We start from the raw sequence: 25,051 nt of genomic DNA, 5'->3' as shown, positions 1-25,051 counted from the left end.
CCGTGGCCGCAGAGATCATCGCCGGCCGTCCGCCCAGGAACGAGATGGCCACCGCCATCGTGAAGGAGGCGAACAGACCGACGCGCGGGTCGACCCCGGCGATGATGGAGAACGAGATCGCCTCGGGAATCAGCGCGAGCGCGACGACGAGACCGGCCAGCACCTCCGTACGCAGCAGCCGCGGCGAGCGCAGCGCGGCGAGAACCGTCGGCTCGCCCGGAGTGGACGCGGGCGGATTCGCAGGCACGAAAGGTGGTCCGATCGGTAGGGACGGGCAAGGTGCGACTTTAGCGGCGGCTCACCCGAGACCTGCTACCGACGGCGGTGTGAGATCGAGCATCGGGGACCGGCGACCCGGATGTTCCGGGGGATGGTCCGCCCGCCGTGTCGTACCTCTGAACGCCTTCGGAGTGACCGTCGACCGTCTAGGGTTTCAGGTATGGACAGGCGCATCTTCGGCATCGAGAACGAGTACGGCGTGACCTGCACGTTCCGTGGCCAGCGGCGGCTGAGCCCGGACGAGGTGGCCCGCTACCTCTTCCGCAAGGTGGTGAGCTGGGGCCGCAGCTCGAACGTGTTCCTGCGCAACGGCGCGAGGCTCTACCTCGACGTCGGCTCCCACCCGGAGTACGCCACACCCGAGTGTGACGACGTGACCTCGGTCGTCACCCACGACAAGGCGGGTGAGCGGATCCTGGAGGGCCTGCTCCTCGACGCCGAGCAGCGGCTGCACGACGAGGGCATCGCCGGCGACATCTATCTGTTCAAGAACAACACCGACTCGGCCGGCAACTCCTACGGGTGCCACGAGAACTACATGGTCGGCCGCGCCGGTGAGTTCAGCAAGCTCGCCGACGTACTCATCCCGTTCCTGGTCACCCGCCAGCTCATCGTCGGTGCCGGGAAGGTGACCCACACCCCGCGCGGCGCCGGGTTCTCGGTCTCCCAGCGCGCCGAGCACATCTGGGAGGGCGTCTCCTCGGCGACCACCCGCAGCAGGCCGATCATCAACACCCGCGACGAGCCGCACGCGGACGCCGAGAAGTACCGCCGCCTGCACGTCATCGTCGGCGACTCCAACATGTCCGAGACCACCACCATGCTCAAGGTCGCGAGCTGCCACCTGGTGCTGCGGATGATCGAGGAGGGCGTCGTCATGCGTGACATGACGATGGAGAACCCGATCCGCGCCATCCGCGAGATCGCCCATGACCTGACCGGGCGCCGCAAGGTGCGGCTGGCCAACGGCCGCGAGGCCAGCGCCCTCGACATCCAGAACGAGTACCTGAGCAAGGCGCGCGAGTTCGTCGACCGCCGCGAGATCACCGACCCGACCATGCTCGCCGCGCTCGACCTGTGGGAGCGCGGGCTGAAGGCGATCGAGTCCGATGACCTCTCCCTGGTCGACCGAGAGATCGACTGGGTGATCAAGTGGAAGCTGATCGAGCGCTACCGCGCCAAGCACGGCCTTCCGCTGGGCCACGCACGCGTCGCCCAGCTCGACCTCGCCTACCACGACATCCACCGCAACCGTGGCCTCTACTACCTGCTGGAGAAGAAGGGCGCGGTCAAGCGAGCCACTACCGACCTGAAGATCTTCGAGGCCAAGTCGGTGCCACCGCAGACCACGCGCGCGCGACTGCGCGGGGAGTTCATCAAGAAGGCGCAGGAGCGCCGCCGCGACTTCACGGTCGACTGGGTCCACCTCAAGCTCAACGACCAGGCTCAGCGCACCGTGCTGTGCAAGGACCCGCTCAAGGCGTACGACGAGCGCGTCCAGCGACTCATCGACGGCATGTGAGCGCAGGTCCGGATCCAGTCGTGAGTGGAGTCGCCGACAACGGCACGTACGGCATGTCCTGACGGTGTCGGCACGGCAGTCCAACCACTGGGCGGATATGGTGTGCTCCGCTGTCGTCAAATATTTCACGTCACGAAGGTTTCCACTGTGCCCACTGCTCCTCGGCCTCGTCTGCGCCACGCGCTGAGCGCGCTGGCCGTCACCATGCTCATCCCGGCTCTGGTCGCCTGCGGAGGCGAGGAGAAGAAGGGGTACGGCGACGAGACCGTCTCCGGCTTCGACGGCGTCACGGTCTCGGCCAAGGCCGACAAGGCGCCGACGCTGAAGTGGAAGTCGGCGATCGCCTACCCCAAGGACCCCAAGGTCAAGACCCTGACCGAGGGCGATGGTGAGGAGATCCCGAAGGATCGCGGCGTGATGGCCAAGATCTACATCGGCAACGCCACCACACTGGACAAGGAGTGGGCCTACGAGAGCCAGGCACCCGAGGGCGAGGAGCTGCCCGCGGAGAAGCCGTGGAGCTCGATCCTGAAGGGCGCGAAGGTCGGCGACCGGATCCAGGCGATCGTCGGCTCGGCCGACCTGCTCGGTGAGGGCGGCAACCCGCAGATGGGCATCGGCAACCACGACACGCTGGTCGTCGTCGTGGATGTGGTCAAGGCCGCCGCCGACAAGACCCCGCACGAGGTCGAGGCGAGCGAGCTCCCGAAGGTCGTGGAGAAGAAGGGCAAGCCGACCGGGTTCGACTTCTCCGGCATCGCCAAGCCGAAGGCCGACGACGTGCTCAAGCGGGCCATCGTGACCGAGGGCGACGGCGAGGAGATCACCGCCGACCAGACCGTCACGGCCAACTACCTCGGCATGACGTACGGCGCCAAGAAGCCATTCGACGAGAGCTTCAGCAAGGAGCCCGTGCCGTTCGCCCTCAACCAGGTCGTCGCGGGCTGGACCAACGGTCTGGAAGGCGTCAAGGTCGGCAGCCGCGTTCTGCTGCAGATCCCGCCGGAGCTGGGCTACGGTGCTGAGGAGAAGCCGGGCCAGGGCGGCACGCCGGGGATCCCGGCCAACAGCACGCTCTACTTCGTCATCGACGTCGTCAAGGCCGAAGCCACTCCGGCAACGCAGCAGTAGGGCTCTAGGGGGAGAACCACACCGTGGCGGCGGGTAAGACCGAGCGGTTGATGAACCTGCTCATCATGTTGCTCGTGCAGCGTGACAACGTGTCGAAGGAGCGGATCCGCGAGGTCCTCTACCCGTCGTCGGTCGGTGAGGCGTTCGAGAAGATGTTCGAGCGCGACAAGGAGGAGCTGCGCAGCCTCGGGGTGCCGATCGAGACCGGCGTGATCGACTCGTTCTTCGAGGACGAGGTCGGCTACCGGGTCAGCCCCGAGCAGTTCGCGCTGCCTCCGATCACCCTCGAGGCCGACGAGCTCGCGGTGGTCGGTCTGGCCACGAAGGTCTGGGAGAACGCCTCGATGGCGGAGGCGACCACGGACGCCGTACGCAAGCTCAACGCCGCCGGGCACGACACGGACGTCTCGGCGCTGGAGATCGTGCAGCCCCGCCTCGCCGCCGAGGAGGGCTCCTTCGACGTCTTCGTCGCCGCGACGCAGGACCGGCAGATCGTCGAGTTCGACTACCGCGGGTCACGGGCCACCGAGCCGTCCCACCGGCGGCTGCAGCCGTGGGGAGTGGTCCGCTACTCGGGCCGCTGGTACACCGTCGGCCACGACGTCGACCGCGACGACACCCGCATCTTCCGGCTCTCCCGCGTTCTGGGGGAGGCCAGGGCGGTCGGTGAGATCGATGCCTTCGAGGTGCCGGCGGAGGTCGACGTACGCGATATCGCACGAGACCTGGCACCGGCGCCGCCCACGGGCAAGGCCGTCCTGCTGCTGCGGCAGGGGAGCGGCCACTCGCTGCGCCGGGCCGCCGACTCGACCGAGGCGGATGTGACGGGGCCGGACGGTGGCCAGGGCTGGGACCGGGTGGTGCTCACCCGCGTGCCGGCCGACCTGGTCGGGGCGGTGCTGGGCCATGGACCCGACGCGTACGTCGAGGAGCCGGAGAATCTGCGCCGCGAGGTCGCCGACCGGCTCGAGCGACTGGTCGCACGCCTGGACGGGGCCGGCCGATGAACGCCTCCGCCAAGGGTTCGGGCAAGGCCACCGGCATCGACGCCGCCGGCGTCAAGGCTGCTGCTGCCAAGGCTGCCGGGGCGAAGGGCCAGGTCGGCCGGCTGCTGACGCTGGTGCCCTACCTCTACTCCCAAGAGGTCGACGTACGCCTCGACAAGGCCGCCGCCGACCTCGGTGTCGAGGAGAAGCAGCTGGTCAAGGACCTGCAGGTGCTCTTCATGTGCGGGTTGCCCGGCGGCTATCCCGACGACCTGATCGACGTCGACATCGACGCGCTGACCGCACCCGACGGCGACCGGGTCATCCGGATCTCCAACGCCGACTACCTCGACCGCCAGCTGCGGCTCACCCCGACCGAGGCCACCGCGGTGATCGTCGCGCTGCGCGCGCTTCGGGGTGGGGCGGTGAGCACGGCGACCAAGGAGGTCGTCGACCGCACCCTGGCCAAGCTCGAGCAGGCGGCCGCGGAAGGCGCCGCGGGCAGTGTCGACCCGGGTGAGGACTCGGTCGACACCACGCTCGTCCAGATCCACGCCGCGATCGCCACCGCGATCGACCAGGGCCGCCAGGTGCGCATCGACTACTGGGTCCCCGCGCGCGACGAGGAGTCGTCGCGGGTCATCGACCCCCGCGCACTGGTCTCGACCCGCGACATCGAGTATCTCGACGCCTGGTGTCACACCGCGGAGGCCCCGCGCAGCTTCCGCCTCGACCGGATCCGCGGTGCCGAGGTGCTCGACACGCCGGTGGCCACCGACCCCGAGGACGGTGCGAGCGCCGAGGACGCGGCGGGGCTGCTGCAGCGTACGGACTCCGGCACCGTCGTCCGGGTGCGACTGGCTCCCGAGGCCCGCTGGGTCAGCGAGTACTACTCGGTGATCGACCCGGCCGAGATGCCCGGGGGCGGCCTCGAGGTGGGCCTGCGGGTCTACGATCAGCGCTGGCTCGCCCGCTTGATCCTCCGCCTGGCTCCGTACGCTGAGGTCCTTGACGAGGAAACGTTCACCGAATCGTTTGCGGCGACCGCGCGGCAGGCACTCGGCCTGTACGGTACGGGCGCGTAGACTTCTGACGTTCCCCCTAGACGTAGATGAGGTAGTTCATGTTCACACCAATGATCGGTATGCCGCAGGGAGCCGAGTGGCTCATCATCCTGGCGATCGTGATCCTCGTCTTCGGTGCCGCCAAGCTTCCCGAGCTCGCCCGCGGTACCGGTCAGGCGCTGCGGATCTTCAAGAGCGAGACCAAGGGTCTGCGCGACGAGGACGAGACGGACAAGGGCGAGAAGGGTGAGAAGAGCGAGAAGCCCGCTGAGCTGACCGCCTCCGAGCAGGAGCGGATCACCGAGCTCGAGCGTCGTGAGGCCGAGATCAAGGCCGAGCGCGAGCGCCTCTCCGGCAACTGAGGCCGACATTGTCCATCGCCGGTGTTGTCGCGATCTTCCGCGGCACTCCCAAGCACGCCATCGGCGACGACGGCCGGATGGCGCTCTCCGACCACCTGCGTGAGCTTCGTGCGCGGGTGATCAAGGCGAGCCTTGCCCTCGTGGTCGGCTTCGCCGTCGCGCTGTTCTTCTTCGACCCGCTCTTCGATCTGGTCATGGATCCCTATCTCGACGCCTCGAAGATGCTCAAGGAGACCGGTGGCGCCGACACGCTCGGGACCACCAACGGTGCCGCGGGCGGCTTCATGCTCTACCTCAAGCTCTGCGGCCTGGCCGCGTTCATCGGCACCAGCCCGATCTGGCTCTACCAGATCTGGGGCTTCCTGATGCCCGGCCTGCATTCGCACGAGAAGAAGATGTCGCGCATCTTCGTGGCGGTGGCGGGCCCGCTCTTCCTGGTGGGTGTGGTGCTCGGCTATGTCACCTTGCCCAAGGGCCTGGAGATCCTGTTCACCTTCGTTCCCGACGGCCTGACCAACGTGGTCGAGTTCAACGACTACCTCAGCTTCCTGAGCCGTACGCTGCTGGTCTTCGGCATCGCCTTCGAGATCCCGGTCTTCGTGATCCTGCTCAACCGGATCGGTGTGCTTCCTGGTGCGGCGCTGGGCAAGTACCGGGCCTGGATCATCGTCGGCTCCTTCGTCTTCGCCGCCGTCGCGACCCCGTCGGGCGACCCGTTCACGATGACGATCATGGCCGGTCCGATGGTCATCCTCTTCGGTATCTCCGAGGTCATCGCCCGGGCGCACGACAGGCGTAAGGACGGCAAGCGCAAGGACAGGATCGGTGATCCCGACGTTCCGTCGGTGATCTGACCCAGCAGTCTGACTCAGCGGTCTTCGCCAGGTGCCACCGACCGGATGGGAGTCGGCGGTACCCCGTAGGCTCGGACGCATGGACGCCTCGCCAGCGGAGAAGTACGCCGCGTACCAGCGTGACAAGGGCCATCCCGTCTTCCGGGACTTTGCCTCGCTCTACGACTTCGGGCTCGACGACTTCCAGGTCGAGGCGTGCAGGGAGATCGAGGACGGCAAGGGTGTCCTGGTCGCCGCGCCGACCGGGTCGGGCAAGACGATCGTCGGCGAGTTCGCGATCCACCTGGCGCTGGCCACGGGGCGCAAGGCGTTCTACACCACGCCGATCAAGGCGCTCTCCAACCAGAAGTACAACGACCTGGTCAAGCGCTACGGCGCCGACAAGGTCGGCCTGCTGACCGGCGACAACGTCGTCAACGGCGAGGCGCCGATCGTGGTGATGACCACCGAGGTGCTGCGCAACATGCTCTACGCGGGCTCGCGGACCCTGATGGGCCTCGGGTTCGTCGTCATGGACGAGGTCCACTACCTCGCCGACCGCTCCCGCGGCGCGGTGTGGGAGGAGGTCATCATCCATCTGCCCGAGTCGGTGAGCCTGGTGTCCCTCTCGGCCACCGTCTCCAACGCCGAGGAGTTCGGCGAGTGGCTCACCACGGTGCGTGGCGAGACCGTCACCATCATCGAGGAGAAGCGGCCGGTGCCGCTCTACCAGCACGTGATGGCCGGGCGGCGGATCACGGACCTGTTCGCCTCCTCCGACGTCGACGCGGCTGCCGGCTTCGTCAAGGAGGGCGCTCCGGTCAACGGCGAGCTGATGAGGCTGGCCCGCGACGACTGGGCCGCCGGACGGATGACGGACCGGCGTAGGCCCAAGGACAAGCGCAAGGGTCGTGACTCCTCCGGCGGCAACCGGCGCGTGGGGAACGGGCGCCGGGTCTGGATCCCCAGCCGGGTCGAGGTGATCACCGCGCTGGAGCGCGACAACCTGCTGCCCGCGATCAACTTCGTCTTCTCCCGGGTCGGCTGTGACGCCGCGGTGCAGCAGTGCATCCAGGCCAACCTCCGGCTCACCACGCCGGACGAGCGCGAGGAGATCTTCGCGTACGTCGAGGAGGCGTGCGCCGACCTGCCCGACGAGGACCGGCACGTGCTCGGCTACCACGACTGGCTCGACGGTCTCACCCGCGGCGTCGCCGCCCACCACGCCGGGCTGCTGCCGGCGTTCAAGAAGGTCGTCGAGGAGCTGTTCCTGCGAGGACTGGTCAAAGCGGTCTTCGCCACCGAGACGCTCGCGCTGGGCATCAACATGCCCGCGCGCACGGTGGTCATCGAGAAGCTCTCGAAGTGGAACGGCGAGGCCCACGTCAACCTCTCGCCGGGCGAATACACCCAGCTCGTGGGCCGGGCCGGCCGCCGTGGCCTCGACGTGGAGGGCCACGGCGTCGTGCTGTGGCAGCAGGGGCTCAACCCGCGCGAGCTCGCCGGTCTCGCCTCGACGCGTACCTACCCGCTGCGCTCCAGCTTCAAGCCGTCCTACAACATGGCGGTCAACCTGGTGCACCAGTTCGGGCGGGCGCGGTCGCGTGAGCTCCTGGAGCAGTCCTTCGCCCAGTTCCAGGCCGACAAGGCCGTGGTCGGGCTGGCGCGGCAGGTGCGCAAGGCCGAGGACGCCATGGAGGGCTATCGCGAGGCGGCGACCTGCGAGAAGGGCGACTTCATGGCGTACGCCGCGATCCGTCGCAAGATCTCCGACATCGAGAGGTCGTCCTCGCGAGAGCGGCGGGCAGACCGGCGCGAGGAGATCATCGAGTCGCTCTCGAAGCTCAAGATCGGCGACGTGATCGACGTGCCGACCGGCAAGTTCGCCGGCTATGCGGTGGTCCTCGACCCGGGCTTCGACCCCGACGGGCCGCGCCCCTACGTGATCACCAAGGACCGGCAGGCCCGGCGCCTGGCGATGATGGACTTCAACGTGCCGATCGTCGCCCAGACCCGGCTGCGGGTCCCGAAGTCGTTCAACGGCCGCAACCCGCAGATGCGCCGCGACATGGCCTCGCGGCTGCGGGAGAAGACCCTCGACCTCCGGCCGGTGCCGTACGAGGGGTCGCCGAGCGCGCGCAAGGAGCGCAAGAGCTCGGTCGAGACCCAGGTCTCCGAGCTGCGGCGCGAGCTGAAGATGCATCCCTGCCACGACTGCCCCGACCGCGAGGACCACGCTCGCTGGGCCGAGCGCTGGTTCAAGCTCTCGCGTGACACCGACACGCTGCGGCGCCGGGTGGAGGCGCGTACGAACACCGTCGCGCGCACCTTCGACCGGGTCTGCGAGGTGCTGGTCGCGCTCGACTATCTCGAGGGGGAGCAGGTCACCGAGCGGGGCACGCACCTGATGCGGCTCTACTCCGAGATGGACCTGGTCGCCGCCGAGGCGCTCCGCGAGGGGCTCTGGGACGACCTCACCCCCTCCGAGCTCGCCGCCGCCCTCTCGGTGCTCGTCTACGAGGCCCGCAGGGCCGACGACGCGACCGCGCCCCGCCTCCCGGGCGGCCGGGTCAAGGACGTCATCGCCGAGACCGTACGCCTGTGGGGTCAGCTCGACGCCCTGGAGCGCGACCACAAGCTCGACTTCCTGCGCCAGCCCGATCTCGGCTTCGCCTGGGCCGCCTACCGCTGGGCCGAGGGCGACGACCTCGACGACGTCATCGGCGAGGTCGAGCTCGCCGCCGGCGACTTCGTCCGCTGGGTCAAGCAGCTCATCGATCTCTGCGGCCAGGTCGCCGACGCCGCCGGCGACGTCCCCCTGCGGCGTACGGCCCGCCAGACCGTGGACCTGATCAAGCGCGGCGTCGTGGCCTACTCCTCCGTCGTCGAGTAGCGCCGAGGCGTCAGATTTCGACTCTGCGGGGTTGGGAAATAGGATGGGGCGGTGGATGTCTCTCCCTACGATGCGCTGTTGTTCGTCTCCTTCGGGGGGCCGGAGAGGCCGGAGGACGTGGTGCCGTTCCTGGAGAACGTCACCAGGGGGCGGGGAATCCCGCGGGAGCGGCTGGTCGAGGTGGGGCAGCACTACTTCGACCGGGGTGGGAAGTCGCCCATCAACGACCAGAACCGGGCCTTCCTGGAGGCCTTGCGGGATGACCTGGCGGAGAACGGGATCGACCTGCCGGTCTACTGGGGCAACCGCAACTGGGAGCCCTACCTGAGCGACACGGTGGCGCAGATGCGGGCCGACGGGATCAAGCGCGCGGCCGTCTTCGCGACCAGCGCCTACTCGTCCTACTCCTCGTGCCGGCAGTACCGGGAGAACCTCTTCGAGGCGTGCGACACGACCGGTGGCGTCGAGGGTGCACCGGTGCTGGACAAGCTGCGGCACTACTACAACCACCCGGGCTTCGTGGACCCGGTCGTCGACGGAGTGCTCGCCTCGCTCGAGGACCTGCCCGAGGACGAGCGCGACAGTGCGCGGATCCTCTTCGTGACCCACTCGATCCCTACCTCGATGAACGACAACGCCGGCCCCGAGGGCAATGCGTACGTCGCCCAGCACCTCGACGTCGCCGACGTCATCGCCCAGCGGGTGGCGGCCGAGCGAGGGGTCACCCATGAGTGGGACCTGGTCTACTGCAGCCGCTCGGGGGCACCGCACATCCCATGGCTCGAACCGGACGTGAACGACCACCTCGAGGAGCTGGCGGAGAAACACGTACGTGCCGTGGTGATGTGTCCGGTCGGATTCGTCTCCGACCACATGGAGGTCGTCTACGACCTCGACACCGAGGCCCTGGCGACCGCCGAGAAGCTCGGCATCGAGGCGCGCCGGAGCCCGACGGCGGGGGAGGACCCGCGGTTCGTGGCCGCCGTACGCGACCTGCTCCTCGAGCGCGCCGCCGTCGAGCGCGGCGAGAGCACCGAGCGGGCCGTGGTCGGCGCCCGCGGCCCCGGTCCCGATCGCTGCCCCGCGGGCTGCTGCTTCAACCAGCGGTCCCAGCTGCAGACCCTGTCCGGCGAGGACTCGCCTCAGTACTCCGGGTGAGCGCTCACGTCGTAGGGTCGGCACCATGACAGACCACGGGGCGCCCAAGCCCGGAGACCTGCTCGCCCTCGCCGTGGCGACCGCCCGTGCGGCCGCCGACCTCGTCCGCGAGCGGGCGGCCGGCGTGGTCGAGGTGGCGGCCACCAAGTCCAGCGCCACCGACGTCGTCACCGAGGCCGACCGGGACACCGAGGCACTGATCCGGCGGCTGATCTCCCGGGAGCGCCCCGAGGACGGCTTCTTCGGTGAGGAGGGTGCCAGCGACGGGGAGAGCACCACGGGCACCAGCGGTGTGCGCTGGATCGTCGACCCCATCGACGGCACCGTCAACTTCCTCTACGGGCTGCCGAGCTACGCGGTCTCCATCGCCGCCGAGTACGACGGCGAGATCGTCGCCGGAGCGGTCGTCGACGTCCCTCGCGGCACCCTCTACGCCGCCTTCCGGCAGCCGGACGGCTCGGTGGCCGCGGTCAAGGACGGCGAGCCCGTGGGCGTACGTCCTCCGGCCGATCTCAGCCAGCGACTCGTCGCCACCGGGTTCTCCTACGACGCCGGTCTGCGCCGGATCCAGGGCGAGGCGCTGGTGCGGCTGCTCCCCGTCGTACGTGATGTTCGTCGCATCGGATCGGCGGCTCTGGACATCTGCGGAGTGGCCGAGGGCACCCTCGACGGCTACCTCGAGGAGGGCGTGCACCTGTGGGACCACGCCGCGGCGTGTCTGGTGGCCGAAGGGTCCGGTGCTCGCTGGGAGGCCACGACGGGCGCCGGAGGGCGGCGGTTCGTCCTCGTCGCGCCCGCGCACGGCTACGATTCGTTGCGGAAAGCGGCTGTTCAGGCCGGTTTTCTGCCAGTTGACTCCCTCCCGGGTGTCGTACCTGGCTGAATGCCGCCGTTTGATGTAGATCTATGACCGGCCAGCGGCCGGGAAGGTCCCGGGGCACCGCTGACCACAGCCGCGTTCACCTACCCGAAACTCGTTGCTCATCTTTTCCCGTGATAGGGAATACCGCCAGATGACAGTACGTTTCGGCGACGCGGATCCGATTGAGTGTGCGAAATGGGCCTTGATGGTGCACAATCACGGGCCGTGCCGCTGCCCTCGGGGGCGCGCGGGGGGTTTGAAGATGAGTGAGAAGGGGAGTGGCGCATATGGCGACGGACTACGACGCACCGCGTAAGAACGAAGAAGAACAGTCCGAGGAGAGCATCGAAGAGCTCAAGGCTCGGCGTCATGACAAGAACTCGGGCAAGGTTGACGAGGACGAGGCCGAGGCGGCCGAGTCTTTCGAGCTCCCCGGAGCCGACCTGAGCCACGAGGAGCTCGCGGTCGAGGTGAAGCCCAAGCAGGAGGACGAGTTCACCTGTATGAGCTGCTTCTTGGTCCACCACCGCAGTCAGTTGGCTGACGAGAAGAAGATGATCTGCTTTGACTGCGCGTAGCGCAGTCAAAAACAGCCGAGCCTGAGCCTGCGACCCTGTGAGCGAAGCGAGCAGGGTCGCAACGCGAAGGGATCGAGCGAGCGCAGCGGGTGAGCTTGCGAACCCGCGAAGCGGGTCGAGATCCCGCTTTGAGTAACAGAAGGCCGTACGACGAAATCGTACGGCCTTCTGTTCTTCTATCTCAGGACTCGTCCTTCTCCAGCTGCTTCGGCAGCCGACCGACCGACTTCACGTAGTAGTTGGCCGCACGACGCTGGGCGAACATCCGGGCGATCGCGATGGTCGCGCCAGTGGCAGCCGACCAGAGCACGGCCTCGACGAGGCGTACGTCCGGGTCGGCGGGGTTGGCCGGCGGCTTGCGCCCGGTGGACGCCTTCCAGCCGGAGGACAGGACCTTGTTGGTGATCTTCGCGGCGCCGATACCACTGACGAGGGCGAAGATCGCCCAGATCTTGTCGCCCTGCTGTTCTTTTTTAGCCTGGGACTTGGTGGACTTGGACATGCCTCGAGCCTAGGCCATCCGGGAGTCGTCGCGGATCACAGACTCGCTCGGAGCGCGTTGACCGTCTTGGCGAGCGCCACCGGATGCCGGGTGAACAGCAGCCAGTAGGGCGTCGGGTCGGCCGGGTCCTCGATGGCGACCCGCACAGCGCGCTTGAGGTAGGGACGCAGGAGCAGGTACGCCCTGGCGTTGGCGTCGCGGCCCGCCAGGTGGCGTGACTCGACCTCCTCGAGCGCGACCGCCTCCCCGAGGAACCTCGCCTCGATCCGGGCCGGTCCGGCACGCAGGACACCGTCGGCGACGGTGATCCTGGCGTTGCCGTAGACGATCATGGCCAGCGCGAACAGGCTGACGGTCGCGGCGGTGATGCCCCAGGCGAGGGCGGCGGGGACCCACAAGATGACCGCGATCCACAGGGTAGCCAGGAACATGACGCCCTGGACCCACCACCTCAGCGGCACGGTCAGTCGCTCGTCGTACGCCGGGGTGCTCACGACTCGGGAGTTTTTCACGCCGGTCAAGGGAGTCACGAATCGGGTGAGCCCAGGCAGCATCTAAGGTGCGGGGTGTGTCTGATCTCGAAGTAGCCCTGGTGCGGCTGGATGCGGAGCTTCCGGCACCTGCGTACGCCCATCCCGGAGATGCCGGAGCGGACCTGCGGACCACCGTGGACGTGACCCTGAAGCCGGGGGAGCGCGCCCTGGTGCCCACCGGCATCGCGATGGCGCTGCCGGAGGGCTATGTGGGGCTGGTGCACCCGCGGTCGGGACTGGCGGCCAAGCATGGGCTGTCCATCGTCAACGCTCCTGGCACGATCGACGCGGGCTACCGCGGCGAGGTCAAGGTGGCGCTGGTCAATCTCGACCCCGTCGAAGCCATCGAGCTGCGCCGGGGCGACCGGGTCGCCCAGCTGTTGATCCAGCGGGTCGAGCAGGCTCGATTCGTCGAGGTGAGCGACTTGGCAGAGTTACCGGGCTCGGTTCGAGGCGATGGGGGATACGGTTCTACAGGGGGCTTCTCCCACCGCTGAGCGATCAGTGTTAGATAAGTCACCCCGCAGACCCTCACCGCAACCTGAAAGCAGATGGTCGTGAAGTTCCGTCGCAAGTCCGCGCCCTCCCATCGAGGAGAGGCATCTGCACCGGTCGAGGACGCGTCTGTTGAGGGGGCTCCGGCTGCGTCCACGCGGGCCGAGCCGGCGGCGCCCCCCGTCGGGCCGTTCGACATCGCCTCCGCTCCCGACGGGTTGATCACCGACGACTGGGTCGACCTCGGCTCGATGATGCTCGCTCCGGCGCCGGGCAAGGAGCTTCGGCTGCAGGTCGACGAGAAGTCCGGCCAGATCGCGGCCGTGATGCTGACCGCCGATGACGGTGCCATGGAGCTGCGTGCCTTCGCCGCGCCGCGCAACGGCGACCTGTGGAACGAGTCGCTGCCGATGCTGCGCGACGACGTCCAGCAGCGCGGCGGCGCCACCGCCGACCTGGAAGGACCGTGGGGCACCGAGCTGATCACCCAGATGAAGGTCAAGCTCGACGACGGGCAGCCCGCCGTCCAGCAGACCCGCATCATCGGCGTCAACGGCCCCCGCTGGATGCTCCGCGCCACCCTGCTCGGCCGTCCGGCGATGGAGCCGAGCGCCGGCAAGGAGTGGGAGGGGCTCCTCGAGCAGGTCGTCGTGAACCGCGGTGAGGAGGCCAGGCCCAAGGGCGAGGCGCTCGAGGTGAAGCTGCCCCCCAACGCCCGCCGCGTCGAAAAGTAGGAAGGATCCATGTCCAAGGGCCGGTTGCGCGCGAAGATCAGCGAGTGGGCGAATACCGCTTCGATCGACGCGAGCGAGATCCGGGCGGCGTACGTCGCCAAGGATGTCGCCTCGATCGCCGACGCGCCCGACCGCGAGCCGGTGCGACTGCGAGGGACGTTGCGTACGATCACGCTGCGCCCTCGTGGAGGTGTCCCGGCGCTGGAGGCCGAGCTCTTCGACGGCACCGGTACGCTCACGCTGATCTGGCTGGGACGCCGGCGCATCGCCGGCATCAGCCCGGGACGGTCCCTGCAGGTGCAGGGCCGCATCGGCCGCAATGACGGCCAGCGCATCATGTTCAACCCCCGCTACGAGCTGATACCGGACCCCAACGAGTGAGCCAACCACACGTGACCCCCAGCAGCGCAGACAACTCCAGCGCCGACAACTCCAGCGCCGACAACGGCGGCGGCGAGACCGAGCACGACCACAACCATCCGACGGTAGACACCGTCGAGGCGGTCGTACGCCGCCAGATGTCCGCCGGGCTCGGCGGCGTACGCGGGATGCTCGAGGCCGGCGTGCCGGGGCTGGTCTTCACCATCGCCTGGCTCGTCGTCAAGGACCTCAAGGTCGCGCTGATCGCCTCCGCGGCGACGGCGGCCCTCTTCCTGCTGGTGCGGCTGGTGCAACGCTCGAGCCTGCAGTACGTCGGCAACGCCATCTTCGGCATCCTCATCGGCTTCGCGGTGGTGCGGCTGGCCCAGTCGATGGGCGGCACGGCCGAGGAGCAGGCCCTGGCCTACTTCCTGCCCGGCATCCTGATCAGCATCGGCTACACGGTCCTGGTCGGCGGCCTTTGCCTGGTCGGCTGGCCGATCTTCGGCTTCTTCATCGGGGTCGCCAGCGGTGACCCCCTCGAATGGCACCAGGACAAGCAGATCGTGAAGCTGTGCTCGCGACTGACCTGGCTCTTCCTGGCACCCGGCGCGATCGGTGCGGCCATCCAGGGCCCGATCTGGTTCCTGGCCTGGAGCGGCGCGATCGATCGTGACTGGGCGATCCTCGCCCTCGGCATCCTCCGCACCGCGCTCGGCTGGGCGCTGCGGATCGCCTGCTACGGCACCATGATCTGGCTCCTCGCGCGCAACCACACGCCGGTCGAGCGACCCCAGGAAGCCTGAGCCCGATGGAGCTGCGAGTGGTGAGGCCGACACGCGGAAGCGTGTGGCTCTCCCTGCTCGCCACCCTCGAGATCACCACCGGCGCGACCCTGGCCCACCTGGCCGCGGGCGGCTCTCTGCCCAGCGCCGGCTGGATCGCCGCGGCGGCGTTGGCCGTCTTCGGCACCGGGATCGTGGTGCTGCAGCGCCGGGTCGGCATCGTCGGCGGTGCGGCCGCGGCGGGACTCTCGCAGCTGGGACTGCACGAGGTGTTCGCCGCCCTCGCCACGCCGCCGGCCGCCCACCACCACATGGGCGACGGACCCTCGATGCTGCTCGCACACGCCGCCGCCGCCGTCCTCGCGGTGCTGGTCTGGGTCCTGCACCGGCGCTCGTTCGAGGTCGTCACCCGCTGTCTGGAGATCGTGCGCGTCGCGGTCCTCGACAGGCAGCCGGTCAAGGCACGGCACATCGTGCCGCGCCCCGCTCTGTGGGCGTACGCCCCACCGCGAAGGGGTCCACCGGCGCTGCCCTGCGCCTGACCCATTCATCGCACGAGACGACCGCCGGCTGCGTACCGGTGGTGCTCTCGTGCACCCACATTCGCGAGAGAGCACATGTCCCTACCTACCGACGTCTCGACACGTGTCGACGTCTCCACCGCACCACTCCTGGCGCCACCCCACGAGGCGCCCCCGAACCACATCCAGCGACGCGATCGGGGCTGGTGGCCGCTGGTCCGGCCGCTGGTGCTGAGAATGCACTTCTACGCCGGCCTCCTGGTCGCTCCGTTCATCCTGATCGCCTCGGTGACCGGGCTGCTCTACACGATCGCCCCGCAGGTCGAGCAGGTCGCCTACCAGGATCTGACCCATGTCACCGCGACGGGCACCAGGGTGACGTACGCCGAGCAGGTCGCCGCGGCCCGGGCGAGCCATCCCGACGGCGAGATCATCCGCGTCGATGTGCCCACGGCCGCCGACCGCAGCACCCGGGTGGTCTTCACCGACAGGACTGTCCCGGCCGACTACGACATATCGGTGTTCGTCAACCCCTACACCGGCACCGTCGAGGGGCAGGTACGCAGCAGCGGGCAGTGGCTCGGATTCCGGGCGTGGCTCAGCGAGCTGCACAGCAATCTCCACCTGGGTGCCTTCGGGCGCCACTACAGCGAGCTGGCCGCGAGCTGGCTGTGGGTCGTCGCCCTGGGCGGGCTGCTGTTGTGGGTCGGTCGGCAGACCCGTATCCGCCGGGATCGGGGTGGCGGTCGCGCCCGGTTCGTGCGGCGGCTCGTGACGCCGGATCCGGCGGCAACCGGCCGCCGCTCGAGGGTGGTGTCGTGTCATGCGGTCATCGGGGTCTGGGTCCTACTGGGCGTGCTGGCCCTCTCGGTCTCCGGCCTCACCTGGTCGCGCTTCGCCGGCGAGAACATCGGCGACGTGCGTACGGCACTGTCATGGCGCGAGCCGACCCCGGCCACCTCGCTGCACACCGGTGGCGCGGCCGCAGAGCACAGCCATCACGGGGCGCACGGCGGGACGGCCGCCGCGACCGACCCGGACGCCGTCATCACCGAAGGTGCCGGGGTCGACGGCGTCGTCGCCGCCGCGCGCGAGGCAGGCCTGGGCGACCCGCTCTATCTGGTGCCACCCGTCGATGCGACCAGTGCCTGGACGGCCGCGGAGAACAAGCGCGACTGGCCGACCCGCTATGACGCCGTCAGCGTCGACCCGGCCACCGGTGACGTCATGGACCGAGTCGACTTCGCCGACTGGCCACTGATGGCGAAGGTGACCGACTGGGTCATCGGCGCCCATATGGGGATCCTCTTCGGCATCGTCAACCAGATCGCGTTGGCGATGCTCGCGATCGGCCTGATCGTGGTCACGCTCTACGGCTATCGGATGTGGTGGCTGCGCCGGCCCCGTGGCGCCCGCGGCCTCCGGTTCGGCAGAACCGCACCCCGTGGTGGTCTGCGATGGCTGCCTTGGCCGGCGCTGGTCGCCGTCGTCGCGGTCGTCGCCGTGGTCGGCTGGTTCGTCCCGATGCTGGCGGTGAGCCTGGTCGGGTTCGTGCTCATCGACACCACGGTCGGCGCGGTGCGTGGCCGTCGTAGGCGGGGGACCCGGACGGGCTGAGCCGGGCTTGCTCAGGCGGCGCAGGCGGTGCAGAGGCCGAAGATCTCCACGGTGTGGTTGACGTCGGTGAAGCCGTTCTGCGCCGCCACCTTGTCGGCCCAGGTCTCCACGGCCGGGCCCTCGATCTCCACGGCCTTGCCGCAGCCGCGGCAGACCAGGTGGTGGTGATGGGTCGTGGAGGCGTCGCCGCAAAGCCGGTAGGTGGACTCACCGTCGGGCTTGTGGATCACGTCGGCGAGCCCGTCGTCGACGAAGATCTGCAGGTGCCGGTAGACGGTGGAGAGGCCGATCTTCTCGCCGCTGGCCCGCAGTGTGGCGTAGACGTCCTGCGCGCTTCGGAAGGTGTCCTCCGCGGCGAGAGCCTCCTTCACCGCGGCGCCCTGGTTGGTTGCGCGCCGCTTGACCTGCTGGGTTGGTGCCATGGGCACATGTTAGTCGGTATCGGTATGGATTCCGTGCCCAGCATGGCCGTCGATGACAGGCCGCGGGACGTCTGTATCATAATGGGAACTATTCCCGATAACTCGAAAGGCTGTCATGTCTCGTACGTGTCAGGTCACCGGTGCCCGCCCCGGCTTCGGCAACAACCGCCCCTGGTCCAAGAAGGCGACCCGGCGACGCTGGGAGGTGAATCTGCAGAAGAAGACCTACTACGTGCCCAGCCTGGGACGGAAGGTCACGCTGCGGCTCAGCACCAACGCGATCAAGCAGATCGACGTACGCGGCATCGACGCCGTCGTCGCCGAGATGCGCGCCCGAGGGGGATGCGTCTGATGGCCACCAAGTCCAGCTGGTGACTTCCTAACGAGAATCGTTCCGAATCGGCGAGGCGCATTCCGCCCGCCATCGGGCTGTGCTAGACACACGCCTCGTGAGCACGAAGACGAAGGCGCCGGTCGTGCCCGAGCGCACCGGTTTCCGGCTGGGGCAGACCGAGGTGGTGGCGATCGTCCTGCTCGCCATCCTGCTCTCCCAGCGCTGGTTGCTGCCGCTGCTGGACCACGACCTGTTCAACACCTGGGGGACGATCTTCGTCGCCATCGTGGTGCAGTCGGCGCCGTTCCTCCTCGGCGGTGTGCTGCTCAGCGCGGTCATCTCGACGTTTCTGTCCGAGAAGGCGCTGAGCAGGATCGTGCCCAAGAACGCGGCCCTCGGCGTTCCGGTCGCCGGTCTGGCCGGGATCGGTCTGCCGGGCTGCGAGTGTGCCGCGGTTCCGGTGACCAACTCGCTGATCCGCCGCGGCGTCGCGCCGGCAGTCGCGCTCACGTTCCTGCTGGCCGCGCCCGCGGTCAACCCGGCCGTGCTCGTCTCGACCGCGGTCGCCTTCCCCGGCCAGCCGATGATGGTGCTGGCCCGGTTCCTGGCATCGCTGATCACCGCGGTCGCGGTCGGCTGGATCATGCTGGCCCGCGGCAAGCTGCTGCTCGAGCGGCTCACCAAGCTGGGGCGCGCCGAGCACGCCCATGAGCGGTCGTTCCTCGGCAACGTCAGCCACGACTTCCTGCACGCCTCCGGCTTCCTGGTGCTGGGCGCCATGCTGGCCGCGGCGGTCAACACCTTCGTACCCCGCTCGGTGGTCAACACCGTCGCCGGCCAGGCGGTGCTCGGGATCGCCACACTGGCGCTGTTCGCGTTCATCGTGGCGCTCTGCTCCGAGTCCGACGCCTTCGTCGCCGCGTCGTTCACCGCCTTCTCCGACACCGCGAAGCTGGTCTTCCTCGTCGTCGGGCCGGCGATGGACATCAAGCTCGCCTCGATGGAGGCCGGCCAGTTCGGCATGGGCTTCGCGCTTCGCTTCGTACCCTTGGTGATCATCACGGCGGTCGCCTCCGCCGTCGGCATCGGGTGGTGGCTGCTGTGAGCGAGCGCCGGCGAGTGATCCATCTAATCGACACGCGGCTGCGTCCGTACGATGGCGCTTGCGCTATGGAGGTGGCCGCTGTGAGCGAGCGTCAGCGAGTGATCCATCTAATCGACACGCCGCTGCGTCCGTACGATGGCGCTTGCGCTACGGAGGTGGCCGCATGACTCGTACTACTCAGGCCCTGGTGGTCGGCTTCCTCGGAGCCGTCCTGCTGCGACTCTCGCTCGGCGACGGCTATCTGAGGTACGTCACCGGCTGGATGAAGTGGCCTCTGGTCGCCACCGGCGTGGTGCTGCTCGGGCTGACCGTGTGGTTGCTGCTGCGCCCCGCGCCGGACGAGGACGACGGGGACCACCACGATCATGAGCACAAGGTGCCGGCGATGACCTGGCTGGCGATCGTGCCCGGCGTGATCGTCTTCGTCGCCAGCCCGCCGTCCCTGGGCGCCTACCTCGCCGAGCGCCGCGCTGGCGACCCGGTCGCGGCCGCTCCCGACGCCGAGATCCTGCCGCTGCCCGCCTCGGACGGGCCGGTCGACGTCGAGGTCGCCGAGTTCATGTGGCGTGCCGGGGCCGAGGACGGCTCGACGATCAAGGACCGCGACGTACGCCTGACCGGTTTCGTCAGCACCGACGAGAACGGCAACTGGTACGTCACCCGCATCGCCATCGCCTGCTGCGCCGCCGACGCCAGCGCCTCGCGGGTGCGTGTCGAGGACTACCAGGACACCCCGGCACGCGACTCGTGGGTCGCGGTCACCGGCCGCTGGGTAGAGGGGACCGCACCGGGCGGCAAGTCCGAGACGGCCATCGAGGCCGCCTCCGTCGAGCCGCGCGAGGCGCCGGCCAACACCTACCAGTGAGTGGACGTCCGATGAGTGGGCCCGCGGGCGACCCGAGACGGTCCGGCAACCCGGCCCGGCGAGCCGAGGTGCGGACTGAGCCGACCTGGCGCGACCGCTTTCCGCACCCGCCCCGGGTCCTCGTCGTGGGTGCACTGATCGCGGTCGCGATCGGTGCGGTGGTGCTCACCCGGGACCTCGGCGCCGGCGACGCCCCGGCAGCGTCCGGCCGGCTCGGTCCATCAGGCCCCGCGTCGTCCGCTGCCCCGGTGGCATCAGGGCCGGTCGCGTCCCTGGAGGAGTTCTGCGGCGCCGTGCAGACCATGGCGAACGCCCACGCCGCCCAGATGTCCACCCCGAACGACGAGAACGAGACCACGCTCGGTCTCGCGGCGACGGATCTGCAGTCGATGGGCGTCCCGGAAGGTACGCCGGCGGCTGCCGTCGAGGGCGTCCGGATGATGATCGAGGACGCCCTGCGTACCGGCCGGGGCCAGGACCCCCTGACCCGAGGCGAGGCCGAGAACCTCGCGTACGAGCGGCTGGGCGAGTTCCTCACCGAGAGCTGCGGAGTGGCGTAGCTGACGTCTCGTCTCCGACTGACGGCGGGCAGAATCCCGCCATGGTGGGGTTCTGCCGGGGTCGGGCCCGACTTGGGGCGGCATTTTCCCGCCATGGCGGGAAGACGCACCCGGCGATCGTCGGTCGAGTCAGCGGCGACGGAGCAGGACGACCGAGTCCTCGAGGGTGGCGGGGTCGCCGGACGGGCTGGTGACCGGGCGATGCCGATGCTCGAGGATGACCGTCTCCCAGCTCTCCTCCGGTAGGTCGAGCGCCGCCAGCTCCTCCTTGGCGTCGAGGAAACGGTGGTCGCGCGCGGCGGCCTCGGCCCAAGACGGCGGGGCGGCGTGGGAGGTGATGAGGAGGTGTCCGCCGGGATTCACCAGCTCCGCCGCCTTGCGCATGATGTCTGCCCGGGGCAGCTCGACGGGGGACTGGAAGAAGCTGGCGGTGACCAGGTCGTAGCCGGCCGTGCCGTCGTCCGGGCCGGAGAGGTCGGAGACGTCGGTGAGATCAGGGACCTTGGACAGGTCGGCGGCGATGAACCGCGCTCGGTCCTCGGTGAGCCCGGCCGAACGCGCCGCCTCGCCGGCATGAGCGGCGGCGTTGCTGGAGATGTCGACGCCCGTTGCCCGCCATCCCTTCTGCGCTAGCCAGATCACGTCGCCGCCCTCGCCGGAGCCGAGGTCGAGCGCGGTACCCGGCTCGAGGCCAGCGGCGACGTCACCCAGGACCGCGTTGACCTTCCCCGACCAGACCCTGTCGTTGCCGGCATACCTCTCCTCCCAGAACCGGACCGGGTCGACCGGCTCGTCCGAGCTGTCCGAGCTGTCCGAGCTGTCCGAGCTTTCCGAGTTGTCGGAGTCGTGCGAGTGGGCATGCCCGGCGGCCGGACCGGCTTCGGCCACGGCGAGGTCGAACTCTTCGGTGACCAGGGTCATGTTCACCACGCTGCCGGCCATGGTGCCGGCGCTCATGCTGATCGGCACGTTGGCCATCGGGTTGGAGACGTTGCCGACCGCCCAGATCCGGTCGCTGCTGGTCTTCCCGGTCGCGTCGACGGCGAGGAAGCTACCGACGGGGGAGTCGCTGCGCTCGAGACCGAGGTGGGCCAGGAACCCGTCGTGCGGTCGCAGGGTGCCGGCGGTGAAGATCGCGCCCACCTCGACCAGCTGCCCGCCCGCGGTGCGGACCGCGGTGACCTGGTCGCCCTCGCCGAGCACCTCGATGACGGGCTCGGGGACGAGAGTGATCCCGCGCGCGAGCAGCCGCTCCTCCTCGGCGCTTTCCAGCGGGCCGAGCCCGGCGGTGAAGACGACGACGTCATCGCTCCACTGCCGCAGGAGCTGTGCCTGGTGCATCCCGAGCGGCGAGGTGGTCAGGATGCCGATACGCCGGTCACGTACCTCCCAGCCGTGGCAGTAGGGGCAGTGCAGCACGGTGACGCCCCAGCGCTCGGCCAGGCCGGGAATCTCGGGAAGGTCGTCGGCGACCCCGGTGGCCACGATCGCGGTGCGAGCGGTGAGGATCTCGCCGTCCTCCAGGACGACGCTGACGCCGTCGCCGGTCTCGTCGAGGCGGGCGACGCGCCCCTCGAGCGTCCCCACGCCGTACGCAGCCAGCTCCTCGCGTCCCTTGCGCACGAGCTCGGCGGGGTCGATGCCGTCGTGGCCGAGGACGCCGTTCATGTGCGCCGCGAACCGGTTGCGCGGCAGGCCGGAGTCGACCACGAGGGTCCTGCGGCGGGAGCGGCCCAGCATGAGGGCCGCGGAGAGTCCGGCGGCGCTGCCGCCGATGACGATCGTGTCGAAGTGCTCTGTGTGTTCGCTCATGCACCCAGTTCAGTGGCATAATGAGGATATCGCAAGGATTCTTGCGGAAATGGCAAATGCGAGGTGGAGCACATGATCGACGAGCTGAAGCAGGTCGGCCCGCGGATCCGGGCGATCCGGCACAGCAAGGGATGGACCCTGGACCAGCTGGCCGCGATGGCGGAGATGTCGCCGAGCACGCTCTCGCGGCTCGAGTCGGGAAAGCGGCAGGCGAGCCTGGAGCTGCTCATCCCGCTGACCCGCCACCTCGGGGTGGGTCTGGACAGTCTGGTGACCCCGTCGGTCCCCGACCCGCGGGTGCGTCGGCCGGTGATCCAACGCGACGGCATGGTGATCGCGCCGCTGACGCCCGAGGGCTCGCCGGTGAACACCTTCAAGATCACCTACGAGCCGACCACGGAGGTGCCGGAGCCCCGGGTCCATGACGGCTACGAGTGGCTCTACGTCATCTCGGGCAGGCTGCGCCTGATCCTGGGTGACCGAGACCTGGTCCTGACCCGGGGCGAGGCAGCCGAGTTCGACACCCGGGTGCCGCACGCGCTCTTCGCGACCGGGTCACGTCCGGCGCAGGTGCTGAGCATCTTCAACAGCGATGGCGTGCGCATGCACACCCACACCGCCGAGGAGTGAGACCGCCGGGGAGATGAGCGGGGGGACACCGGACGTGTGTAGAATGAGAACCGTTATCATTAACTACAACGGGAGGCCCCCATGAAACAAGGCATCCACCCCGTCTCCGGGCCGGTCGTCTTCCGCGACCGCTCGGCGGACAAGCTCTTCCTGATGCGGTCGACGATCCTCGAGCGCCTGGCGGCCGACGATGAGCGCGTCACCTGGGAGGACGGCGAGACCTACCCGGTCGTCGACGTCGACGTCTCCAGCGCCAGCCATCCGTTCTGGACCGGGCGCGGTCGTGTCGTCGACACCGAGGGACGGGTCGAGCGGTTCAAGCGCCGCTACGGGCGCGGCCGATGAGCGCCCCGCGTCCCCAGTCCCGTCTGGTCCGTCAGAAGGTGCCGGTCGTCCTGGTCAGCGGCGTGGGGGAGAGCTCGATGCTCTCGGCGACCGTCTCGCTCCAGTTCGGCCTCCCAGACACGGTCGTGGTCCGCCACTCCATCGACCCCGAGCGCCACCTCCTCACTCGCATCGTCAGCGACATGACCGGCGTGATCGAGCACGAGGAGATCGGTCTCGCCCATGCCTGCGTCGCCTGCGCGATCCGCGAGGACATCGTGCCCACCCTCGAGCGCCTGGCCGCCCAGGATCGATGGAGCAGTGTCGTCGCCTGCCTGCCGGTCGCCGCGGAGGCGATCCAGGTGTGCCGGGTGCTCGCCTGGGCTCCGCGGATGGCGCCGCACATCACCATCGCCGCCGTCGTCGCGGCCCTCGACGGCACGACCGTCGCCGAGGACCTGCTGGGTCCCGACCTCCTCGACGAGCGCGACCTGGCGACCTCCGAGGACGACCGCCGCGGTGTCGCCGAGGTGGCCAGCGCGATCCTGGAGTACGCCGACGTCGTCTGCGTCACCGAGCCTCCCGAGCCCGAGGAGCAGTCGCTGATCGCGACCCTGGCCCGGCCGCGTACGCCGGTGGTGACCGATCCCTCCCTCCTCGATGCCACCGGCCTGGTCGCCGGTGTGCACCGCCACCACGCGGTGGAGGCCTGGGTCGCCGAGGTGCGTCGCGACCCGCTGCCACCACTGCCGGAGGGCGGCGCCTGGCGGCTCGACCTGCGCTCCGAGCGACCCATCCACCCGGTGCGCTTCCAGGACGAGCTGGCGATCCTCGGCGGCGGCCCGCGCCGCTCGCGCGGCTGCTTCTGGGTGCCGACCCGCCCCGACGACATCTGCGTCTGGGACGGGGCCGGCGGTCAGGCGAGCGTCGGCTCGACCACGAAGTGGGGCCGCACCGAGCGGCTCACCCGCATCGTGGTGATGGGCATCGGCGAGGAGGCCGCCGAGATTCCGCGGGCCTTCGAGCGGTCCCTGCTCACCGACAACGAGATCGCCCAGCGCGGCCAGATCTGGGAGGAGTCCTGGGACGGGCTCGAGGCCTGGCTCGGTCCCATCGGCCGCGCCGCCTGACCCAGACGTTCCAGCATCACCCACTCCGAAGGAGGCCGCCATGGCCGTACCCAAGCGCAAGATGTCGCGCAGCAACACCCGTCACCGCCGCTCGAGCTGGAAGGCGACCCCGGTCGCGCTCGTGCCCGTGACCGTCGACGGCCAGAGCTACGAGGTGCCTCGTCGCCTGGTCCGGGCGGTCGAACGTGGCTACGTCGACCCCGCCAAGCTCCGCTGAGCGGCTCTGTTGAAAGGCTCTGCTGAAAGGAAGCCGATCGCATGCCCAAACGACTGTCGTCTCCCGTCCGCAAGCGGCGCATGCCGCGGCTGGCGCCGGACGTGACCTACGTCGACTACAAGGACGTGCAGCTGCTGCGTACGTTCATCTCCGACCGCGGCAAGATCCGCTCGCGTCGCGTCACCGGTCTCACCCCGCAACAGCAGCGCGCCGTGACCAAGGCGATCAAGAACGCCCGCGAGCTCGCCCTGCTGCCCTACACGAGTACGAAGGGATAACCCATGAAGGTCGTCAACTCGATCCGGTCCCTGATGACCCAGCCCGGCTCTCAGGTCGTACGCCGCCGCGGCCGCGTCTACGTCATCAACAAGCGCAACCCCCGCCTCAAAGCCCGCCAAGGCTGACCACCGACCCGGCGCGTCTGTCCCACTGAATCC

31 protein-coding genes are annotated in these 25,051 nt (G+C 69.2%); 26 read left to right on the top strand and 5 right to left on the bottom strand.

Annotated features, from left to right (window positions below):
* A partial coding sequence (locus ACRDPS_RS08085; RefSeq protein WP_431501115.1) for a SulP family inorganic anion transporter occupies nt 1–247 on the bottom strand: 247 nt, incomplete at its 3' end.
* Between the two features lie 192 nt (nt 248–439).
* Here ACRDPS_RS08085 and pafA point away from each other — a divergent pair.
* The 10 genes from pafA (at nt 440) to ACRDPS_RS08035 (ending at nt 11,668) form a co-directional block, all read left to right on the top strand.
* Nucleotides 440–1,801: a Pup--protein ligase gene (gene pafA, locus ACRDPS_RS08080; RefSeq protein ID WP_431501114.1), complete on the top strand. Its 1,362-nt coding sequence runs from the start codon at nt 440–442 to the stop codon at nt 1,799–1,801.
* A 147-nt stretch (nt 1,802–1,948) separates the two neighbouring features.
* Entirely contained in the window at nt 1,949–2,932 is a 984-nt protein-coding gene (locus ACRDPS_RS08075; protein ID WP_431501113.1) for an FKBP-type peptidyl-prolyl cis-trans isomerase, read from the top strand.
* A gap of 23 nt (nt 2,933–2,955) precedes the next feature.
* The gene (locus tag ACRDPS_RS08070; protein WP_431501112.1) at nt 2,956–3,939 is read left to right on the top strand and encodes a helix-turn-helix transcriptional regulator; all 984 of its coding nucleotides are present in this window, start codon (nt 2,956–2,958) and stop codon (nt 3,937–3,939) included.
* Nucleotides 3,936–5,003, top strand: a complete 1,068-nt coding sequence (locus tag ACRDPS_RS08065; RefSeq protein ID WP_431501111.1) for a helix-turn-helix transcriptional regulator — start codon at nt 3,936–3,938, stop codon at nt 5,001–5,003. The genes ACRDPS_RS08070 and ACRDPS_RS08065 overlap by 4 nt, the downstream gene beginning before the upstream one ends.
* 38 nt (nt 5,004–5,041) lie before the next feature.
* Complete coding sequence (gene tatA / locus ACRDPS_RS08060; protein WP_431501110.1) at nt 5,042–5,344, top strand: twin-arginine translocase TatA/TatE family subunit; 303 nt, start codon at nt 5,042–5,044, stop codon at nt 5,342–5,344.
* Between the two features lie 8 nt (nt 5,345–5,352).
* Entirely contained in the window at nt 5,353–6,198 is an 846-nt protein-coding gene (gene tatC / locus ACRDPS_RS08055) for a twin-arginine translocase subunit TatC (RefSeq protein WP_431501109.1), read from the top strand.
* A 79-nt stretch (nt 6,199–6,277) separates the two neighbouring features.
* A complete protein-coding gene (locus ACRDPS_RS08050; RefSeq protein WP_431501108.1) occupies nt 6,278–9,070 on the top strand; it encodes a DEAD/DEAH box helicase in 2,793 nt (930 codons plus the stop codon).
* A gap of 51 nt (nt 9,071–9,121) precedes the next feature.
* A complete protein-coding gene (locus ACRDPS_RS08045) occupies nt 9,122–10,228 on the top strand; it encodes a ferrochelatase (RefSeq protein ID WP_431501107.1) in 1,107 nt (368 codons plus the stop codon).
* 25 nt (nt 10,229–10,253) lie between these two features.
* Nucleotides 10,254–11,111, top strand: a complete 858-nt coding sequence (locus tag ACRDPS_RS08040) for an inositol monophosphatase family protein (RefSeq protein WP_431501106.1) — start codon at nt 10,254–10,256, stop codon at nt 11,109–11,111.
* 266 nt (nt 11,112–11,377) lie between these two features.
* Nucleotides 11,378–11,668 carry a DUF4193 domain-containing protein gene (locus tag ACRDPS_RS08035; RefSeq protein ID WP_028658719.1) on the top strand — a complete coding sequence of 97 codons (291 nt, stop codon included), beginning with the start codon at nt 11,378–11,380 and terminating at the stop codon, nt 11,666–11,668.
* A 181-nt stretch (nt 11,669–11,849) separates the two neighbouring features.
* Here ACRDPS_RS08035 and ACRDPS_RS08030 read toward each other — a convergent pair whose 3' ends face one another.
* Nucleotides 11,850–12,170: a DUF4235 domain-containing protein gene (locus ACRDPS_RS08030; protein ID WP_431501105.1), complete on the bottom strand. Its 321-nt coding sequence runs from the start codon at nt 12,168–12,170 to the stop codon at nt 11,850–11,852.
* A 35-nt stretch (nt 12,171–12,205) separates the two neighbouring features.
* Nucleotides 12,206–12,664, bottom strand: a complete 459-nt coding sequence (locus tag ACRDPS_RS08025; protein WP_431501104.1) for a DUF3093 domain-containing protein — start codon at nt 12,662–12,664, stop codon at nt 12,206–12,208.
* Between the two features lie 74 nt (nt 12,665–12,738).
* Between ACRDPS_RS08025 and dut the strand changes: the two genes are divergently transcribed.
* The 6 genes from dut to ACRDPS_RS07995 all read left to right on the top strand — a co-directional run bounded on the left by dut (nt 12,739) and on the right by ACRDPS_RS07995 (nt 17,215).
* The gene (gene dut, locus ACRDPS_RS08020; protein WP_431501103.1) at nt 12,739–13,200 is read left to right on the top strand and encodes a dUTP diphosphatase; all 462 of its coding nucleotides are present in this window, start codon (nt 12,739–12,741) and stop codon (nt 13,198–13,200) included.
* A 54-nt stretch (nt 13,201–13,254) separates the two neighbouring features.
* Nucleotides 13,255–13,932 (top strand): DUF3710 domain-containing protein, encoded by a 678-nt coding sequence (locus ACRDPS_RS08015; protein WP_431501102.1) that lies wholly within the window; start codon nt 13,255–13,257, stop codon nt 13,930–13,932.
* Nucleotides 13,933–13,941: 9 nt separating this feature from the next.
* The gene (locus tag ACRDPS_RS08010) at nt 13,942–14,313 is read left to right on the top strand and encodes an OB-fold nucleic acid binding domain-containing protein (RefSeq protein ID WP_431501101.1); all 372 of its coding nucleotides are present in this window, start codon (nt 13,942–13,944) and stop codon (nt 14,311–14,313) included.
* Between the two features lie 11 nt (nt 14,314–14,324).
* Nucleotides 14,325–15,098, top strand: coding sequence for a DUF3159 domain-containing protein (locus ACRDPS_RS08005; RefSeq protein WP_431501100.1), 774 nt, complete (start codon nt 14,325–14,327; stop codon nt 15,096–15,098).
* A gap of 5 nt (nt 15,099–15,103) precedes the next feature.
* Nucleotides 15,104–15,619 (top strand): cell division protein FtsQ, encoded by a 516-nt coding sequence (locus ACRDPS_RS08000; protein WP_431501099.1) that lies wholly within the window; start codon nt 15,104–15,106, stop codon nt 15,617–15,619.
* A gap of 75 nt (nt 15,620–15,694) precedes the next feature.
* Nucleotides 15,695–17,215, top strand: coding sequence for a PepSY-associated TM helix domain-containing protein (locus ACRDPS_RS07995; protein ID WP_431501098.1), 1,521 nt, complete (start codon nt 15,695–15,697; stop codon nt 17,213–17,215).
* A gap of 11 nt (nt 17,216–17,226) precedes the next feature.
* On the opposite strand, the gene ACRDPS_RS07990 is transcribed toward ACRDPS_RS07995, so the two are convergent.
* Nucleotides 17,227–17,637, bottom strand: coding sequence for a Fur family transcriptional regulator (locus ACRDPS_RS07990; RefSeq protein ID WP_431501097.1), 411 nt, complete (start codon nt 17,635–17,637; stop codon nt 17,227–17,229).
* A gap of 115 nt (nt 17,638–17,752) precedes the next feature.
* Between ACRDPS_RS07990 and rpmB the strand changes: the two genes are divergently transcribed.
* The 4 genes from rpmB (at nt 17,753) to ACRDPS_RS07970 (ending at nt 20,501) form a co-directional block, all read left to right on the top strand.
* Nucleotides 17,753–17,989, top strand: a complete 237-nt coding sequence (gene rpmB, locus ACRDPS_RS07985) for a 50S ribosomal protein L28 (RefSeq protein WP_431501096.1) — start codon at nt 17,753–17,755, stop codon at nt 17,987–17,989.
* Between the two features lie 97 nt (nt 17,990–18,086).
* The gene (locus tag ACRDPS_RS07980; RefSeq protein ID WP_431501095.1) at nt 18,087–19,076 is read left to right on the top strand and encodes a permease; all 990 of its coding nucleotides are present in this window, start codon (nt 18,087–18,089) and stop codon (nt 19,074–19,076) included.
* Between the two features lie 163 nt (nt 19,077–19,239).
* Complete coding sequence (locus ACRDPS_RS07975) at nt 19,240–19,941, top strand: TIGR03943 family putative permease subunit (RefSeq protein WP_431501094.1); 702 nt, start codon at nt 19,240–19,242, stop codon at nt 19,939–19,941.
* A gap of 11 nt (nt 19,942–19,952) precedes the next feature.
* The gene (locus ACRDPS_RS07970) at nt 19,953–20,501 is read left to right on the top strand and encodes a hypothetical protein (protein WP_431501093.1); all 549 of its coding nucleotides are present in this window, start codon (nt 19,953–19,955) and stop codon (nt 20,499–20,501) included.
* 129 nt (nt 20,502–20,630) lie between these two features.
* Here the strand turns inward: ACRDPS_RS07970 and ACRDPS_RS07965 are convergent, their stop codons facing one another.
* A complete protein-coding gene (locus ACRDPS_RS07965; protein WP_431501092.1) occupies nt 20,631–22,313 on the bottom strand; it encodes an FAD-dependent oxidoreductase in 1,683 nt (560 codons plus the stop codon).
* Between the two features lie 72 nt (nt 22,314–22,385).
* Here ACRDPS_RS07965 and ACRDPS_RS07960 point away from each other — a divergent pair, with 72 nt between their 5' ends.
* The 6 genes from ACRDPS_RS07960 to ykgO all read left to right on the top strand — a co-directional run bounded on the left by ACRDPS_RS07960 (nt 22,386) and on the right by ykgO (nt 25,018).
* Nucleotides 22,386–22,943: a helix-turn-helix domain-containing protein gene (locus ACRDPS_RS07960; RefSeq protein ID WP_431501091.1), complete on the top strand. Its 558-nt coding sequence runs from the start codon at nt 22,386–22,388 to the stop codon at nt 22,941–22,943.
* Between the two features lie 81 nt (nt 22,944–23,024).
* Nucleotides 23,025–23,288, top strand: coding sequence for a type B 50S ribosomal protein L31 (locus tag ACRDPS_RS07955; protein WP_431501090.1), 264 nt, complete (start codon nt 23,025–23,027; stop codon nt 23,286–23,288).
* Nucleotides 23,285–24,397 carry a GTP-binding protein gene (locus ACRDPS_RS07950; protein ID WP_431501089.1) on the top strand — a complete coding sequence of 371 codons (1,113 nt, stop codon included), beginning with the start codon at nt 23,285–23,287 and terminating at the stop codon, nt 24,395–24,397. The genes ACRDPS_RS07955 and ACRDPS_RS07950 overlap by 4 nt, the downstream gene beginning before the upstream one ends.
* 40 nt (nt 24,398–24,437) lie before the next feature.
* Nucleotides 24,438–24,614, top strand: coding sequence for a 50S ribosomal protein L32 (rpmF, locus tag ACRDPS_RS07945; protein WP_431501088.1), 177 nt, complete (start codon nt 24,438–24,440; stop codon nt 24,612–24,614).
* 80 nt (nt 24,615–24,694) lie between these two features.
* Nucleotides 24,695–24,892, top strand: coding sequence for a 30S ribosomal protein S18 (gene rpsR / locus ACRDPS_RS07940; RefSeq protein ID WP_431501116.1), 198 nt, complete (start codon nt 24,695–24,697; stop codon nt 24,890–24,892).
* 3 nt (nt 24,893–24,895) lie between these two features.
* Entirely contained in the window at nt 24,896–25,018 is a 123-nt protein-coding gene (gene ykgO / locus ACRDPS_RS07935) for a type B 50S ribosomal protein L36 (RefSeq protein ID WP_431501087.1), read from the top strand.
* The last annotated feature ends 33 nt before the right edge of the window (nt 25,019–25,051 follow it).

The organism is Nocardioides sp., from assembly GCF_050699375.1.
Lineage (GTDB): Bacteria > Actinomycetota > Actinomycetes > Propionibacteriales > Nocardioidaceae > Nocardioides.
This window is presented reverse-complemented; position numbering and strand designations above follow the sequence as displayed.

Coding starts and splice junctions, on each gene's coding strand:
- rpmB (WP_431501096.1), top strand. CDS start 17,753: ATGTCTCGTACGTGTCAGGTCACCGGTGCCCGCCCCGGCTTCGGCAAC.
- ACRDPS_RS07955 (WP_431501090.1), top strand. CDS start 23,025: ATGAAACAAGGCATCCACCCCGTCTCCGGGCCGGTCGTCTTCCGCGAC.
- ACRDPS_RS07965 (WP_431501092.1), bottom strand. CDS start 22,313: ATGAGCGAACACACAGAGCACTTCGACACGATCGTCATCGGCGGCAGC.
- ACRDPS_RS08050 (WP_431501108.1), top strand. CDS start 6,278: ATGGACGCCTCGCCAGCGGAGAAGTACGCCGCGTACCAGCGTGACAAG.
- ACRDPS_RS07970 (WP_431501093.1), top strand. CDS start 19,953: ATGAGTGGGCCCGCGGGCGACCCGAGACGGTCCGGCAACCCGGCCCGG.
- ACRDPS_RS07995 (WP_431501098.1), top strand. CDS start 15,695: ATGTCCCTACCTACCGACGTCTCGACACGTGTCGACGTCTCCACCGCA.
- rpmF (WP_431501088.1), top strand. CDS start 24,438: ATGGCCGTACCCAAGCGCAAGATGTCGCGCAGCAACACCCGTCACCGC.
- tatA (WP_431501110.1), top strand. CDS start 5,042: ATGTTCACACCAATGATCGGTATGCCGCAGGGAGCCGAGTGGCTCATC.
- ACRDPS_RS07975 (WP_431501094.1), top strand. CDS start 19,240: ATGACTCGTACTACTCAGGCCCTGGTGGTCGGCTTCCTCGGAGCCGTC.
- pafA (WP_431501114.1), top strand. CDS start 440: ATGGACAGGCGCATCTTCGGCATCGAGAACGAGTACGGCGTGACCTGC.
- ACRDPS_RS08000 (WP_431501099.1), top strand. CDS start 15,104: ATGGAGCTGCGAGTGGTGAGGCCGACACGCGGAAGCGTGTGGCTCTCC.
- ACRDPS_RS07950 (WP_431501089.1), top strand. CDS start 23,285: ATGAGCGCCCCGCGTCCCCAGTCCCGTCTGGTCCGTCAGAAGGTGCCG.
- ykgO (WP_431501087.1), top strand. CDS start 24,896: ATGAAGGTCGTCAACTCGATCCGGTCCCTGATGACCCAGCCCGGCTCT.
- rpsR (WP_431501116.1), top strand. CDS start 24,695: ATGCCGCGGCTGGCGCCGGACGTGACCTACGTCGACTACAAGGACGTG.
- ACRDPS_RS08040 (WP_431501106.1), top strand. CDS start 10,254: ATGACAGACCACGGGGCGCCCAAGCCCGGAGACCTGCTCGCCCTCGCC.
- ACRDPS_RS07960 (WP_431501091.1), top strand. CDS start 22,386: ATGATCGACGAGCTGAAGCAGGTCGGCCCGCGGATCCGGGCGATCCGG.
- ACRDPS_RS08015 (WP_431501102.1), top strand. CDS start 13,255: ATGGTCGTGAAGTTCCGTCGCAAGTCCGCGCCCTCCCATCGAGGAGAG.
- ACRDPS_RS08035 (WP_028658719.1), top strand. CDS start 11,378: ATGGCGACGGACTACGACGCACCGCGTAAGAACGAAGAAGAACAGTCC.
- ACRDPS_RS08030 (WP_431501105.1), bottom strand. CDS start 12,170: ATGTCCAAGTCCACCAAGTCCCAGGCTAAAAAAGAACAGCAGGGCGAC.
- ACRDPS_RS07990 (WP_431501097.1), bottom strand. CDS start 17,637: ATGGCACCAACCCAGCAGGTCAAGCGGCGCGCAACCAACCAGGGCGCC.
- ACRDPS_RS08065 (WP_431501111.1), top strand. CDS start 3,936: ATGAACGCCTCCGCCAAGGGTTCGGGCAAGGCCACCGGCATCGACGCC.
- ACRDPS_RS08010 (WP_431501101.1), top strand. CDS start 13,942: ATGTCCAAGGGCCGGTTGCGCGCGAAGATCAGCGAGTGGGCGAATACC.